Source organism: Corynebacterium sp. MSK041 (assembly GCF_030232265.1).
In the GTDB taxonomy this organism is placed as follows: Bacteria; Actinomycetota; Actinomycetes; order Mycobacteriales; family Mycobacteriaceae; genus Corynebacterium.
The window spans coordinates 115,440-129,530 of sequence record NZ_JASPJK010000005.1 but is presented as its reverse complement, the minus strand read 5'-3'; the positions used below and the strand labels follow the sequence as shown (position 1 = coordinate 129,530).

The 14,091-nt window shown below is 60.9% G+C and carries 14 protein-coding genes; 8 read left to right on the top strand and 6 right to left on the bottom strand.

Annotation, left to right across the window (positions count from 1 at the left end):
* A partial coding sequence (locus tag QP968_RS06215) for a transposase (protein ID WP_284855532.1) occupies positions 1-193 on the bottom strand: 193 nt, incomplete at its 3' end.
* Positions 194-362: 169 nt separating this feature from the next.
* On the opposite strand from QP968_RS06215, the gene QP968_RS06210 reads away from it, so the two are divergent.
* Positions 363-1,412, top strand: coding sequence for a hypothetical protein (locus tag QP968_RS06210; protein WP_284855531.1), 1,050 nt, complete (start codon positions 363-365; stop codon positions 1,410-1,412).
* A 161-nt stretch (positions 1,413-1,573) separates the two neighbouring features.
* Here QP968_RS06210 and QP968_RS06205 read toward each other — a convergent pair.
* Positions 1,574-2,828 (bottom strand): IS3 family transposase gene (locus QP968_RS06205; RefSeq protein WP_502870921.1). Its coding sequence is split into 2 segments (ribosomal slippage): positions 1,574-2,540 and positions 2,539-2,828, totalling 1,257 coding nucleotides; the frame shifts between segments, so codons are not numbered across the junction.
* Between the two features lie 224 nt (positions 2,829-3,052).
* On the opposite strand from QP968_RS06205, the gene trpS reads away from it, so the two are divergent.
* Both trpS and QP968_RS06195 read left to right on the top strand, forming a co-directional pair.
* The gene (trpS, locus tag QP968_RS06200) at positions 3,053-4,060 is read left to right on the top strand and encodes a tryptophan--tRNA ligase (RefSeq protein WP_284855529.1); all 1,008 of its coding nucleotides are present in this window, start codon (positions 3,053-3,055) and stop codon (positions 4,058-4,060) included.
* A 48-nt stretch (positions 4,061-4,108) separates the two neighbouring features.
* Complete coding sequence (locus QP968_RS06195; protein WP_284855528.1) at positions 4,109-5,197, top strand: YhjD/YihY/BrkB family envelope integrity protein; 1,089 nt, start codon at positions 4,109-4,111, stop codon at positions 5,195-5,197.
* On the opposite strand, the gene QP968_RS06190 is transcribed toward QP968_RS06195, so the two are convergent.
* Positions 5,148-6,446 carry a D-alanyl-D-alanine carboxypeptidase family protein gene (locus QP968_RS06190; protein ID WP_284855527.1) on the bottom strand — a complete coding sequence of 433 codons (1,299 nt, stop codon included), beginning with the start codon at positions 6,444-6,446 and terminating at the stop codon, positions 5,148-5,150. The two genes, QP968_RS06195 and QP968_RS06190, sit on opposite strands and share 50 nt — an antisense overlap.
* A 148-nt stretch (positions 6,447-6,594) precedes the next feature.
* Here QP968_RS06190 and QP968_RS06185 point away from each other — a divergent pair, with 148 nt between their 5' ends.
* Positions 6,595-7,353, top strand: a complete 759-nt coding sequence (locus QP968_RS06185; RefSeq protein WP_284855526.1) for a VIT1/CCC1 transporter family protein — start codon at positions 6,595-6,597, stop codon at positions 7,351-7,353.
* A gap of 257 nt (positions 7,354-7,610) precedes the next feature.
* Here the strand turns inward: QP968_RS06185 and QP968_RS06180 are convergent, their stop codons facing one another.
* From QP968_RS06180 to QP968_RS06170, 3 genes are read right to left on the bottom strand one after another with little or no spacing between them, the layout of a single operon-like run.
* The gene (locus QP968_RS06180; protein WP_284855525.1) at positions 7,611-8,849 is read right to left on the bottom strand and encodes a SatS C-terminal domain-containing protein; all 1,239 of its coding nucleotides are present in this window, start codon (positions 8,847-8,849) and stop codon (positions 7,611-7,613) included.
* Positions 8,850-8,888: 39 nt separating this feature from the next.
* The gene (locus QP968_RS06175; protein ID WP_284855524.1) at positions 8,889-9,809 is read right to left on the bottom strand and encodes a C40 family peptidase; all 921 of its coding nucleotides are present in this window, start codon (positions 9,807-9,809) and stop codon (positions 8,889-8,891) included.
* On the bottom strand, positions 9,806-10,102 hold the full coding sequence (locus QP968_RS06170; RefSeq protein WP_284855523.1) for a hypothetical protein: 297 nt from the start codon (positions 10,100-10,102) through the stop codon (positions 9,806-9,808). Before QP968_RS06170 ends, QP968_RS06175 begins: the two co-directional genes overlap by 4 nt.
* 71 nt (positions 10,103-10,173) lie before the next feature.
* Here QP968_RS06170 and upp point away from each other — a divergent pair, with 71 nt between their 5' ends.
* The 4 genes from upp (at position 10,174) to QP968_RS06150 (ending at position 14,088) form a co-directional block, all read left to right on the top strand.
* Positions 10,174-10,809 (top strand): uracil phosphoribosyltransferase, encoded by a 636-nt coding sequence (gene upp / locus QP968_RS06165; RefSeq protein ID WP_102724067.1) that lies wholly within the window; start codon positions 10,174-10,176, stop codon positions 10,807-10,809.
* A gap of 98 nt (positions 10,810-10,907) precedes the next feature.
* Positions 10,908-11,288, top strand: a complete 381-nt coding sequence (locus QP968_RS06160; protein WP_102724066.1) for a helix-turn-helix domain-containing protein — start codon at positions 10,908-10,910, stop codon at positions 11,286-11,288.
* Between the two features lie 75 nt (positions 11,289-11,363).
* Positions 11,364-12,554: an amidohydrolase gene (locus QP968_RS06155; RefSeq protein WP_284855522.1), complete on the top strand. Its 1,191-nt coding sequence runs from the start codon at positions 11,364-11,366 to the stop codon at positions 12,552-12,554.
* A 127-nt stretch (positions 12,555-12,681) separates the two neighbouring features.
* The gene (locus tag QP968_RS06150; protein WP_284855521.1) at positions 12,682-14,088 is read left to right on the top strand and encodes an NAD(P)H-quinone dehydrogenase; all 1,407 of its coding nucleotides are present in this window, start codon (positions 12,682-12,684) and stop codon (positions 14,086-14,088) included.
* The last annotated feature ends 3 nt before the right edge of the window (positions 14,089-14,091 follow it).

Here is a 14,091-nt window from a genome sequence, read left to right as displayed (position 1 = left end):
CACCTGAAGGCAAAGCCTGCTCGTCGACTGCGATGCTGTCGCGGTACCAAGCGCGCAACGTGTGGTGGGAGATGCCATGAAGCTCTCCGACTTCCTCGTAAGCGCGTTGCCGTGAGCACGACTCCAAACGAATCATCTCAACGACTTGGTGAACCGCCTTTTCCCTGAATTCGACGGAATACTTTCTGGGCATAGTGCCAATCCTTCCTTAGCAGAGGTAGGAACTAAACCCAGGACGCTTCATAAGAACTTCGAACTTGTGAGATTAGATGCTAACGATATTGCAGCTTTGTTATAGCGTGGGCACCAGCTCTGTGCTTCGCGGGCTGGGTTCTTAAATCTACGAGGAGGGGTCTAAGGGCATGTATGTGAAATTGGACGAACAATCGCAGATGGATGCCGCCAACAAGGCGATTCTTCAGGTAGTTAAAGCTGTGAATCCTGCGTTGGCTGTCTCGATTGATATGGATGGGGATTGGCCTGGTTTCTTGAAGGAGCACGCTACCCGTGCGGAGCTTGAAGAGATTCGTGAACGGGTTCGCCCATTAGGCGAGCGGTCGTTTGATGATCCGCTGGCCCGGTATTTGTTTTGCTATTTCCCAGTGTTGAAAATTAAAAAACCGGATATTAGTTACTTGGTTGATGAATTCGAAAAGCTCAAGGATGAAGAACTTACACCTGATTTGAAGCGCGTTTTGGATTTCGATCTGAGCACCTTGGTTGCGCTGATGGGGCCTGAGCATGTTGAGCAATTGGATAGGCTGTTGCGGCTTGAATCTGACACGATCTTCCCGCAACAGTCTGGTGTGATTCAGGTGGGGGTTCGGAAGAAGTTTTTCCGTGAGGCTGATGCGCTGCAGTGGTTGGCTTCCTCTCGTTTTCGAGGAGCTAATAAATATTTAGATGGAGCTTTAGACCGGATGCAGTCTTTTACTCTTGCTGCCCCAAAGGACAAGGTTAATGCCCAAAAGATTGTGGACTCCGTGGAAGCGGACGATGGGGCAGTAGGTGGTGCCATTCCGGTGTATGTCTCTGTGCCTGCTAAGCAGTTTGTGCAATGGCTTGAGTTGGACTGTGCTGCGCGTGCCGAGGCAGTGTTTAACGCGGTGGAAGATGATCGCATGCCGGTGGAGGATATTGATAAGTCGTATGTGACTACTTACCGTATTTTGGCTGAGTATCTTGGTGTTACGGATGCGGATGCAGCGGTGTACGGGGCAGAAAATTGGGATCCTGGCCGTAACACGGATGGCTTGAAGGCTAATAACCCTGAGACTGTTACACGGCTAGCGGGCAAGCTTGGTGGCATTGATCTCGCTACGTTGAAGGATGCGTCGGCTGTGGGCGAGTTGGCTACCATTTATGCTCAGGCGGTACAGCGTGGTGATGGCATCGTGATCTTGATGAACTAGATGCTTTGAATGGTCCTGGGTATTACTGCCTATTTTTATGATGAGGTCAATCGGCTTGTTGGGATCCGGGGTCCGCAGGCGGAGGTTGCTTTTGGGTTTGATGCTTATGGGCGGGCTATTTCTGAGACGGTGAATCGGCCTGAGTTTTTGAGAGTGGCGTGTTACGTGGCGTGAAGGCCTGCGTGGTTTTCTCGTTGGTAGTTGGCGTAGTGCTCGATCGGCGGGATATGCCCGAGCGAGGAATGCAACCGCTGGTGATTATACCAGTGGACCCATCCGGCTGTGGCGCGTTCTACCTCACCCCAGCCAGTCCACGTCCTGGCCTCGAAATCAATGAGCTCAGACTTGTATAGCCCGATCGTTGACTCCATCAGACCGTTGTCGTAAGCGTCACCGACGGTGCCGATAGACCCGTCCATCTGATGGACGGCCAGCAGACGGCGCAGATCTGTGGAGGTGTACTGTGAGCCCGCATCCGAGTGATGGATCACCCCGGCTGAGTCAAAGTATGGGTCTTGGCGCTGGCGTAGCGACAGCGCCTGTCGCAGTGCGCGGATTGCCAAGGACCTCGTCGGTCTGGTGTCCACGACATACGCCAGAATCTCACGGGTGAACACGTCGGTGACAAAAGCCACGTAGCTGAAACCGCAGCTGGTGTGCACATACGTGAAATCAGCGACCCACCACTGATCGGGGCGCTGAGCCTGGGACCAGGCGCGTTGAATACGATCCGGGAAACGCTGCGCGGTGGGATCAGCAATGGTGGTGCGTGTGGTCTTGCGTCGGAGTACACCCGCGATTCCAAGGATCTTCATGAGGCGTTGCACCTGGTCACGGCCGATGTTCCAGCCTGCCCGGTGGGCGGCTTTCCATAGTTTGCGTCGCCCGTAGACCCGCCGATTAGCCACCCACAGCTCAAAGAGCCGGTGCGCGGCATACGCCTCGTCCAGCTCAGCGGCGGTGGGCCCGAAACCACGGGCCTGGAAGCGGTAGAACGTTGCTGGTGAAATGGTGTATTCATGCTCGTTGAGCACGCGGCACATCCGCTCGATGGAATACAGGTGCCGGTGAGTGCGGAGGAAGTCCACGATCACTTCAGTTTGCCGTCGAGCTCCGCCTGAGCGAAAAAGCTGAGGCCAGTTTCAAAATTTCGTTGGCTTCTTTGAGCCTGGCGTTTTCTTTGCGCAGGGTGATAAGTTCCGCGTCTTTTTCTGCAGCGGATTGCTCAACGGCCACGACTGTCTTCTTCTCCTCCACACGTACCCAGTTGCGGATAGTGGATGTTTTGATACCGATGACCGCTTCGACAGCCCGTAGTGCGGCTGCCTTGGATTCGGCGCCGTCAGCAAGCTCCTCGAAGTATAGGCGCACCGCTCGCTGGCGGGTCTCCTGGTCGTAGGGGCTCATAGCCATGATATTCCTCCTGTGTTACATCATGCCCTCTCACCAACCCAGGCCGGTTTATAAAGGGGCCAGTCGAAGCTGGATCGCAGCGAGATCCCGAATGCGTGGCGTGATCTTCACATGGCCGTCTCCCCTAACGGTCACGTTTCCATTCGGCCCATCGGGCGCTGTCGGGTGCAATGCTCAATCGAATCTTAGTGTGCGCCCGGTCACGGCCGGGGGATACACTGGCCACTATGTCTAAACAGCGTGTCCTCTCCGGAATCCAGCCCACCGCCGACTCGTACCACCTGGGTAACTACCTAGGTGCGTTGAAGCAGTGGATTGACCTGCAAGATGACTATGAGGCGTTCTATTTCATTCCGGATTTGCACGCGATCACGGTGGACCAGGATCCGGAGGAGTTGCGTGAGCGCACGCTGAAGGGTGTTGCGCAGCTGATTGCGCTGGGTATTGATCCGGATAAGTCGACGTTGTTTGTGCAGTCGCATGTGCCGGCGCATGCGGAGCTGACGTGGGTGCTGCAGTGCCTGACGGGCTTCGGCGAGGCCAGCCGTATGACGCAGTTCAAGGACAAGTCGGCGAAGCAGGGGCAGGACAGGACATCTGTAGGTCTGTTCACCTACCCGATGCTGATGGCGGCAGATATTTTGCTGTACTCGCCGCAGCTCGTGCCGGTGGGCGAGGATCAGCGCCAGCATTTGGAGCTCACCCGCACGCTCGCGGAACGTTTCAACGCACGCTACGGCACGACGTTCGTGGTGCCGGATGGTTTCATTCCAGAGGGTTCGGCGAAGATCTATGACCTGCAGGAGCCGACGGCGAAGATGAGTAAATCGGGCGCGAACCCGAAGGGTTTGATCAACCTGCTCGATGACCCGAAGACGTCTGCGAAGCGCATCAAGTCCGCCGTCACCGACAACGACGGTGTTGTCGCCTTCGATCGTGAGAACAAGCCGGGCGTGTCCAACCTGCTGGCCATCCAGTCGGCGCTCACCGGCGAGGCAATCGACGCGCTCGTGCAGAAGTACGAGGGCCAGGGCTACGGCGCGCTCAAGGGTGATACGGCCGATGCGCTTGAAGCCTTTACGACGCCGCTTCGCGCCCGCTACGACGAACTGATCGCCGACCGCGCTGAACTGGAAAACATCCTTGCCCGTGGCGCTGATCGTGCGCGCGAATTGGCCAATCCGCTCCTAGCGGATGTGTACGAGAAGGTCGGCTTCTACGCACCGAAGCGCTAAACCTCGTTAGAGTGGGGCGGACAACTAATGAGAAAGGACTGCCACCACATGGCTACATCCACGTCACCCCGTAAGGGATTTACGGACGAGCAGGGCATTGAGCGTGCTCACCCGAGCCAGAAAGATGAGGGGGTTGTGGCCGAGGTGAAGGAGAAGGCGCCGCCGGTCGCTCACCTCTTGCGCATGAATGACCGGTTCGGTGCGCAGGGCGGCAACCAGTTTGCTGCCGGTATTACGTACTTTTCCGTTCTGTCGATTTTCCCGCTGACCATGTTGCTCTTCGCAGCAATGGGTTTCGTGCTAGCGGCACGCCCGGATTTGTTGGAGCAGATCCAGGATCAGATCGCGCAGTCCGTCTCCGGTGACACGGGTGACATGATCATTCAGCTGGTGGACGCCGCGATCGCGCAGCGCGGTGCGGTGGCCGGCATCGGTTTGCTGACCACTCTGTGGTCCGGCCTTGGCTGGATGAACCACTTGCGCACCGGCATCAGTGCCATGTGGGCGCTGGATGCAAATGAGGGTGGCGGCAACTTCATCACGAAGAAGCTCGCGGACCTCGTTGCACTCATCGGTCTGCTGGTGCTCCTCATCGTTGCCTTCGGCGTCACTGCAGTGGGCTCTTCAAGCTTGACGACGACTGCCATGGAACACTTCGGCCTCGGCAATTTCCCCGGCGCCCGGTTCGTCGTCTTCCTGGTTGCCCTTATTGCCGGTATCGCAGCTAACTTCCTGGTCTTCTGGTGGATGGTCGTGTTCATGCCGCGTACCAAGGTGCCGAAGAAGTCCGGCCTCAAGGGCGCCCTGCTGGGTGCCGTGCTCTTTGAGCTGATTAAGCAGTTCTCCACCGTCATCGTTGGCTCCGCCACCGGCAACCCGGCTGGTGCCATCTTCGGCCCGATCATCTCCCTGATGGTCGTGCTCTACCTCGTCTGGCGCGTGGTGCTCTACGTCTCCGCGTGGACCGCCACCACCGAGGAATCCTTGGCGCTGGAGGAGCCGAAGATTCCGGAACCAGCCGTGATCAACATCCGCGCCGCAGCTGCCCAGCCGGACAACACCGGCCGCAGCATCGGCATCGGTGCCGCTATTGGCGCTGCTGGCGTCGCCGCGCTTTCGCTTTTGACGCGACGCTAAACCACGTACCCACGCCCGCCAGGGCGATCACTGCGGCCAAGACCGCGATGCCTTCCCACGGCAGTGACTCACCGTCGCTGGCCGGAGGTTCTTCTTTGGGGGAGGGGGTGGTGGGGGCGGAGACGTCGATAAGCGATGCGACTGCCTTCGAACGTGGGACCTTGTACCCCTCATGGATAAGCTGTTGGGTTTGCTCCCAGGCGCGGGCGCGATCGACGGTGGTGTCGAGCACGATGGCCATGATGCGGCGGCCGTTGCGGTCAAGCGCGCCGACAAACGTGTGCTTCGCATCATCCGTGAAGCCGGTCTTGCCGCCGATACCATCCGGGTCATTGAGGTAGAGATTATTGTCGTTCCAGACGTCGAAGTCCTCGTAGACCGTGCCATCCTTCGTGGTGTAGCCGGGGAAGGGGTAGGACTCCGTAGAGATGATCTCGGTGAACACCGGGTTCGCATACGCCGCGCGATACGCCAAGCCCATATCCCACGCTGAGGTGGACATCCCCGGTGCGTCCAAACCTGAGTAGCTGGCCGCGCGCGTGTCCTTCATACCCAGCTCGGCGGCCTTGGCGTTGACCTTCTTCAGCGCCTTCTCATCCCCGCCGAGAGCCTGCGCGAGTGCGTGCGCCGCATCATTGCCGGACACCATCAGCAGGCCGTGCAGCAGGTCATCGACGGTGTACTCGCCGCCACCGCCCAAGCCCACCGCGGAGCCCTCCTGGCCGGCGGATTCATCGCTGACCGTGACCTTCTTGTCCAGCGGCAGCTCCTCGATGACTACCAGGGCCAGCAGCGCCTTGATGATGGACGCCGGACGGTACCGCCCGTGCGGATCCTTCATCGCGATGACATCTCCCGTATCGATGTCCGCCACCAACCACGCCGTTGCCAGCACATCATCGCTGACCGTGAACCCGTCCGGGGCGATGACGCCGCACGGCCCGTCGTAGGACACCGGCAGCGGTGTGGGCGTCGGCGAGCCCGGCGCAATGCGTTCGGACGTACTCACCGCCTCCGGCGGCCACGTCGCCTGCGGGCAGCTGTCTGTGTTCGGGGCGTGCTCGCGCGGGGCGGGGGTGATCACCGTGTCAGTGGGGTCGGTGGGATCGGTGTCTGCTGTGGCGATGGGCGTGGCGAGTGGCGCGGCGAGTAGGCCTGGCAGAGCTGCGGCGATGACGGCTGTTTTCAGGCGGGCGCTATGGGCCTTGGTATGGGCCTTGGTATGGGCAGGAAAGTCACGGGAAAACATCGTTGAGACAGTCTAGGCCCGCTTGTCTGGTGGTCCTTTGTGGCGCGCCCAGATAGCTAAGCCTCACCTCAAAAATGCCCTCTGACCTGCAGTTAGTTAGTGCTTACTTGCTTGCGGGGGTGGATGGAATTGGCGTAGATATGGAGTCATGAGCGAAAAGGAATCCCAGAAGACATCCTCGGCCAGCACCGTGCTGCCTGAGCACTACCCGGAAGTCGAAGTAGAAACCCACGGCATGGGCGAGAAACTCAACCGCCTGCGTGCCGCTGTGTTGGGTGCCAACGATGGCATCGTGTCAACCGCGGCTGTCGTGGTGGGTGTCGCGGGTGCGACTAACTCGCTACGGGAGATCGCCACGGCTGGTGTCGCTGCCCTCGTTGGTGGTGCCGTCTCGATGGCGCTTGGCGAGTACGTCTCCGTCTCCTCCCAACGCGACGCCGAAGAAGCCGCCATTGAAACCGAACGTGGGCTGCACGACGCCGACCCAGAGTCGGAACTTAACCACCTCGTCCAGGCGTACAAGAACTCCGGCCTGAGCGAAGAGACCGCCATTGCTGTTGCCCGCGAGCGCACGCGGATTGATCCGCTCGGCGCCCACCTGGAGATCCACTACGGCATTGACCAGGAAGACCTGGTCAACCCGTGGTCCGCCGCGACCGCCTCCTTCATCTCCTTCTTCCTGGGTGCGCTGCTGCCGTTGGCTGCTGTGCTTCTCGCCCCGGAGATGGCGCGAGTGGTGGTCACGGTGGTGGTCACCCTCATCGCACTGGCTATCACCGGTGCGATCTCCGCCAAGCTCGGCGGGGCGAAGCCGGCCAAGGCCGTGGTCCGACTGGTCGTCGGTGGTGGCCTGGCCCTGGCGGTTACCTACCTCGTGGGTACGTTGCTGGGAACTGGGATGGCTTAAAGCTCGGCTTAAAGCCAGCTAAGGAGCCTGCCCAACAACGAAGGTGTGCCCTCAACTCCCGGGAGTTGAGGGCACACCTGGTGTTTTAGAGGGGGTTGTGCACGAATCTTGAGAATCGTGCATAGACCGTCTCGGGCGGACTGATTACTACGAACTCTCCGGAGTTCGTAGTACGTCCTGCGCGTTTAATGAATTCCTGTAGCGTTTCGGGGAGTTGATCGCGCCGGGGCCCGAAACAGCCCGCGCCCCCGACCCGACTAGAACTTCGAGAACCGCTTGACCAGAATCTCTTCGAGGCTCTTCCAGCCCTCGGCCTTATCGGTGAACGGGGCGGAAGGCACGTAGCCGGCGGCCTCGGTGGAGCCGAGCATGTAGGCGAGGTAGTCCTGCATGCGGGGGTTGGCTAGGAGGAAGGAGTTCAACGAGTCGTCGTTGGCCCAGTCGGCGGCGTCGGCCATGAGCTCGTAGGCCTTGGCCATCTGTTTGGTGTCCACGGCGTCAACGCCCTTATCGATGTCAGCGGCGATGCCGTTGAAGGAGTAGGAGTTATCCGGGTGGACGGTGACCTCGAGTTCACCGGCGTTGGCCAGGTGCATGATGTCGGGCCAGGTGGAGACAGAGGCGAGGTCGTGGTCGTCATTGTCCACGATCCAGCGGGCCATGTGCTTGGCGGTGGGGAAGGTGAAGATTTCGCCGTACTTGCCCAGGAAGACCGGGGCGCCACCGACGTAGGTGCGCATGGTGTACACGCCCTTGCCCTGGACGGTGATTTTCACGGGGTCGATGCCGGCTTCGGCCCAGGCGGAGATGTCGTAGGGGTCGGCGGCGGCGCGGGCGGCTTCGGCTTCCTTTTCGGCAGCCTTGCGGGCCTCGTCGCGGGCGGCGGTGGCAGCAGCAATGGAGTCCGCAGCGGCGCTCACGCGCTTGGAGTCCAGCTCGGAATCTTCCACGACGCGCACGGCCTCGTCGAGGGAGTGGACCACGTTTTCCCAGTTGGCCAGCACGGTGCGGCCAACACCGGACCATTCGGACAGCCCGTTGTCGCCGGAGTAGTGCTCATGGCCACGGTTGATGTTGCCAAGGATGGAGTGGGAGGCGAAGAAGATTTGTGCGTCGGTGGCGCTGGCTACTTCCGCGAGGGAGCGGGCCAGCTGGAAACCACGTGCGACGGCGGAGACGTTTTCGTGGCTGGGGCGTCCGGCGAGGTAGGACGGCAGGCCGATGATGTCATAAACATTCTTCTCACCTGGCACAACGCGGTCATCCCCGCCGGCCTGGAAGGCGGGCCATTTCGGGTGGTCAGTGAGGTCGTGGTCGGTGTGGTCCTCGAGGTAGACCAGCAGGGCTTCGGGGCTGTTGAACACTAGGACGTTGTCCTTGTCGCCGAGGAAGGCTTGCCATTCTGTGCCACCTTGGCGCCAAGTGGGGGCCCAGAGGGTGTAGAAGTCACCCTCGGTTAAGGAGATTTTCACCGGGAGGATCGCGCGCGTACTCATGTCCTGTCACATTACTCAATGAGCATGAGGTTTCGCGCGCTACCCCGTTGGGCGCCAGAAGCCTTTGAAAGGCATGCCGATGTTGTTGGTGCGCACGGGGTTCATCTGCACGGGTGAGCCGGCCTCGATCATCTGCCCGTCGCCGGCGTACATGGCTACGTGTCCAGACCAGACGACGAGGTCACCGGGTTGGAGTTCCTCGTAGCTCACTTGCCGTCCGACGGCTTGGCTTTCGGCGGTGCGTGGAATGTCCATGCCGGCTTGCTTATAGGCCCATGAGGTCAGCCCGGAGCAGTCGAATCCGCCAGGCGCGCTGCCTCCCCACACATAGGGGGTGCCCAGTTGGCTCTTCGCGGCTTCCACGGCTGCGCGCCCCACGGCGTTACTGCCTTCTTGCTTATCGACGCCCCCTGGCACCCCTCCGACCCCCTCACCCAACTCCTCCACCCCTGCCAGCTGCCGGAGCTGGCTTTCAGCGGCGTAATTGGCGGCGGTGGGAACGAGCTGCTCGCGGGCGGCCGCGGCTGTAACGAGCCCTTCGAGGCGGTTCACCAGTGGCTGGAGTTCCCCTTCCAGTTGGTTGAGGCGTTCAGCTACGGCGGTGAAAGCTTGGGTGGCTAGTCCCACGAGCTGCGCCATGACTCCTGCCGCGCCGGGGCCCGCCAGCAGGCCTGGAAGCAAGGGTGCGGCTTGGGCTAGGAAGCGTTGACCGATTCCCAGGATGTCCAGACCGGCGGCGTGGATGAGGGGAGTGGCGTCGTGGAGGGTGGTGGTGAGGGTGCTGTGATCGTCGAAAAGCGAGCGGGCTGCGCGAAGCATACGGTGAGGATCGGCGCCGACGATGGCGGCGAGTGGTGCGACCGACGCGAAATCTGGCAGCGAGGGGACGGTGACCTGCGGCAAAGCGGCGGGCGCGGCCTGGGCGATCGTGGCTACGACGGATCCGATGTCGAAGATCATGGCTGTACCCCCTCGAAGACGCGGGCGGTGGAGCTGTCCATGCGCACGGCTCCCGCGGTGAAGACCTCCATGTTGGTGGCGGTGCGGTGCGCCTCGCGTGAGAGGAGTGCCGCCTGCTCATTCACGGACGTGACGGCCTTGTGTACCGCGGCACAAAGCGCAGCAACGGGCCCGGCGTCAGGCAACGGAGGGAGATTGATGGGGTGGGTCGCGGCGGCGTCGCTACGCAAGCGCGCAATATGGTCGGCGGCTGTGGTTGTGTCGAAGAAAAGATCAGAAAATGAAGTGTCCATACTTACTTTGACTGCCTTAACCCCCCATTCGGTTCCCTCCGAACCGAAAATTTCTGGTTAGCATTGTGTTCATGCAGATCACCGTCATCGAACACCCGCTGGCAATTTCCCGTCTCACCCGCTTGCGTGACAAGCGAACCAGCAATTCCAGCTTCCGCGCAGCCCTGTCAGACCTTGGCTCCATGCTTATTTACGAAGCATCCCGAGACCTGGAAACAGAGACTTTCGATTGTGAAACCCCCGTGGGCACCGCAAACGGCGTGCGCCTGAAGCAGCCGCCGATCATCGTGCCCATCATCCGCGCCGGGCTTGGCCTGGTGGACCCATCTTTGGCCATGATCCCGGATGCGCAGGTGGGCTTCATTGGTTTGGCGCGCGACGAGGAGACCCATGAGCCGGTCCCGTACCTGGAGGCCCTGCCGGAGGATCTTTCCGGCCAGCCGGTGTTCCTGGTTGATCCTATGTTGGCCACTGGTGGATCGTTGGTGCATGCGATTGAGCTGCTCACGGACCGCGGTGCGGATGACATCACCGTGGTCACCGTGGTGTGCGCACAGCCGGGCGTGGACCGGATCGCGGAACTTGATGCGCCACTGCGCCTTGTCACCGCTGCCATCGACCCAGGCCTCAACGAGGACGCCTACATCGTCCCTGGCCTCGGTGATGCGGGCGATCGCCTGTACGGGCCACGCAACATTCATTTGTAGTGGCTTAGCTGTAGACAGCCTCTGCGTGGCTGCGCTAGTCTCGCAGGGGAAAACACCTACTGCTGCTTCAGGGGGAAGCGCACCGTAAAGGGGGGATGATGGACACAACACGTGACCCGTATGTGGATCATGCGAGCGGGCGTGAAACTTTCGACGAGGTGGTCAGCGACTCACGCTGGGCCAGCCTCGGCTTTTCTATGTCAGAGCGGCTCCGGGCTATCCGGGAGCTCCGGGGTTTGAGCCAGAAGCGCCTGGCTACTGTGGCCGGGTTATCGCGCACCGTGGTGTCCAACTTGGAGCGCAACCAGCACACCGGCGCGCGGTCATCTGACCCCACGTTGTCCACGGTGTATCGCCTGGCCTACGCGCTGCGTGTGCCGCCGGCGATGCTGCTACCCGGAGTGGTGGAGGAGCTCGGGGACGTCTGCTGGGAGCGCTTCGAGCCCGTGTCAATGGCGGAGATGCTCAACCTCGACTAACTGCACAGCTTGGTCTAGTAGTACAGTCGCACCCAGAAACATTGGTGCTTGTTAGGCCTTAAGAGGGAGTGCGCTGTGGGACTGTCCGCCCAGATTGACTCGTGGTTTACCGCCCACCGCGATGAGATTATCGGGTGGCGCCGTCACCTTCACGCCAACCCGGAAGTGTCCCACCATGAGGTGGAGACTACCGCGTTCATCGCGCAGACGCTGCGGGACTACGGCCTGGAGCCGCACCTATTCCCAGAGACGGGCCTGTACGTGGACATCGGCCCTGAGGACAATGAGAAGCTGGCCTTCCGCGCGGACATTGATGCACTGCGTGTGGAGGAAGTTTCCAATCTGCCTTTCGCCTCCCGCGTCCCCGGTGTGTCCCACTCCTGTGGCCACGATGTGCACACCACGATCTGTCTGGCACTCGCGTGTGCCTTATCGACGCTTGACCTACCCTTTGGCATCCGCATTATCTTCCAACCAGCCGAAGAAGTCATGGATGGCGGCGCCCCGGATGTGATCAAGTGGGGTGGCCTGGATGGTGTGGCGTGTATCTATGCGGTGCATGCGGAACCGAAGATCCGGGTGGGCCAAATTGGTGTGCGTACCGGTGCGATTACCTCGGCGGCTGATGTGTTGCGCATTGCCGTCAATGGTCCTGGTGGGCACACATCCCGCCCGCACCTGACCAATGATGTGGTGTACGCCTTGGGCAGCCTTGTCACCCAACTTCCGGCCTTGCTGTCGCGCCGTGTGGATCCGCGCACGGGCACCGTGCTGGTCTTCGGCCAGATTGAGGCGGGCATTGCGCCGAATGCGGTGCCGAAGACCGGTCGCATTGGCGGCACGATCCGGACCCAGGACATTGGTACGTGGCGGAGCCTGGAACCGCTGATGGAAGAGCTCGTGGCGGATGTTGTAGCCCCAACTGGCTGCGCCCACGAGCTGACATACATCCGTGGCGTGCCACCGGTGATGAACGATGACGTGGCTACCTCCGCGCTCGTGGAAGCTGCCCGTGCGGTTGACCCGCATGCCGTGATTCAGGCACCACAGTCCAGTGGCGGGGAGGACTTCTCCTGGTACCTCGAGCAGGTTCCGGGCTCCATGGCGCGCTTGGGTTGTTGGTCTGGCACCGGCCAGAAGTATGACCTGCACCGCGGGGACATTGATATTGATGAGCGCTGCATCGACGTCGGCGTCCGCCTCTTCGCCTCTGTCGTGGAACGCTTCGGCGGAATGCAGGATGCGCAGGCCGCTGCGTTGACCTAGACCTCGCTAGGTCTAGGTCAACTAGGCAAGCGGACACACGATGCGCACGGATTCTGCTTGACGGCTAGAGTGGGCGGACGGAAACTTTTCAAACCTGATTTGACGCAAGCTGTGTAAGGAGACGTGCGTGTCCAAGAAAATTGTCATTATCGGCGGCGGCCCGGGCGGATACGAGGCGGCGCTGGTGGGCAGCCAGTACGGTGCGGACATCACTCTCATTGAGCAGCTTGGTGTGGGTGGCTCGGGCATTCTGCGTGACGTGGTGCCGTCGAAAGGCTTCATCGCTGGTACGAACGTGAAAACGGACTTGCGTCGTGCGGATGCCATGGGCCTCAAGCACGGCCTGGGTGATGTGAACCTGTCTATCCCAGCCTTGAATAACCGTGTGGTTGCGCTGGCGTCGGAGCAGTCCCGTGACATTCGCCAGCAGCTAGAGCGTGCTGGCGTGCGTGTGGTGAACGGCAAGGGCCGCTTCGCATCCCGCCAGGAAGGACACACCACGCACCGCGTGAAGGCGGAGCTGCCGGACGGCACGATGGAGACTTACGACTGTGACATCGTGCTCATTGCCACCGGTGCTTCCCCGCGTGTGTTGCCGGATGCGAAGCCGGATGGTCGCCGCATTCTGAACTGGCAGCAGATGTATGACCTGATTGAGGAGCCGGAGCACCTCGTCGTGGTCGGTTCTGGTGTGACGGGTGCGGAGTTCGTTTCTGCCTACGCTGAACTGGGCGTGAAGGTCACCATGGTTGGTTCCTCTGACCGCATCCTTCCGCACGATGACGCGGACGCGGCGGACGTGCTGGAGCAGGTTCTGTCCAACCGTGATGTGACGCTGGTGAAGGACGCGCGTGTGGACAGCGTGGAAAACACCGGTGACGGTGTGGTCGTGCGTACGAGCGACGGCCGGGAGATCACCGGCTCCCACTGCTTGATGTCCATTGGTTCCATCCCGAACACCAAGGACCTCATGCTGGAATCTCAGGGCGTGGACGTCACCCCATCGGGCCATATTCATGTGGACCGCGTGTCCCGCACCAACGTGTCCGGCATTTACGCGGCGGGTGACTGTACGGATCTCATGCCGTTGGCATCCGTTGCCGCGATGCAGGGCCGCATTGCCATGTACCACGCGCTGGGTGAAGGCGTGGAGCCACTGCGTATCCGCACGGTGGGCAATGCCGTGTTCACCCGTCCGGAGATCGCCGCTGTGGGTATCACTGAGGCACAGATCAAGAACGGTGAGTATGACGCCGACGTCATCAAACTCAACCTAGCCACCAACCCGCGTGCGAAGATGCGTTCGCTGACCTCCGGTTTTGTGAAGATCTTCTCCCGCAAAGGCTCCGGCCAGGTGCTCGGCGGCGTGATCGTTGCGCCGACGGCATCGGAGCTCATCTTGTCGCTGACCATCGCCGTGACCAACAACCTCACTGTCGAGGACCTGGGTAATTCCATGGCCGTCTACCCGTCCCTGTCCGGTTCCATCACCGAGGCAGCACGCCGCCTGGTGGACAAGACCGACCTGAACTAAACG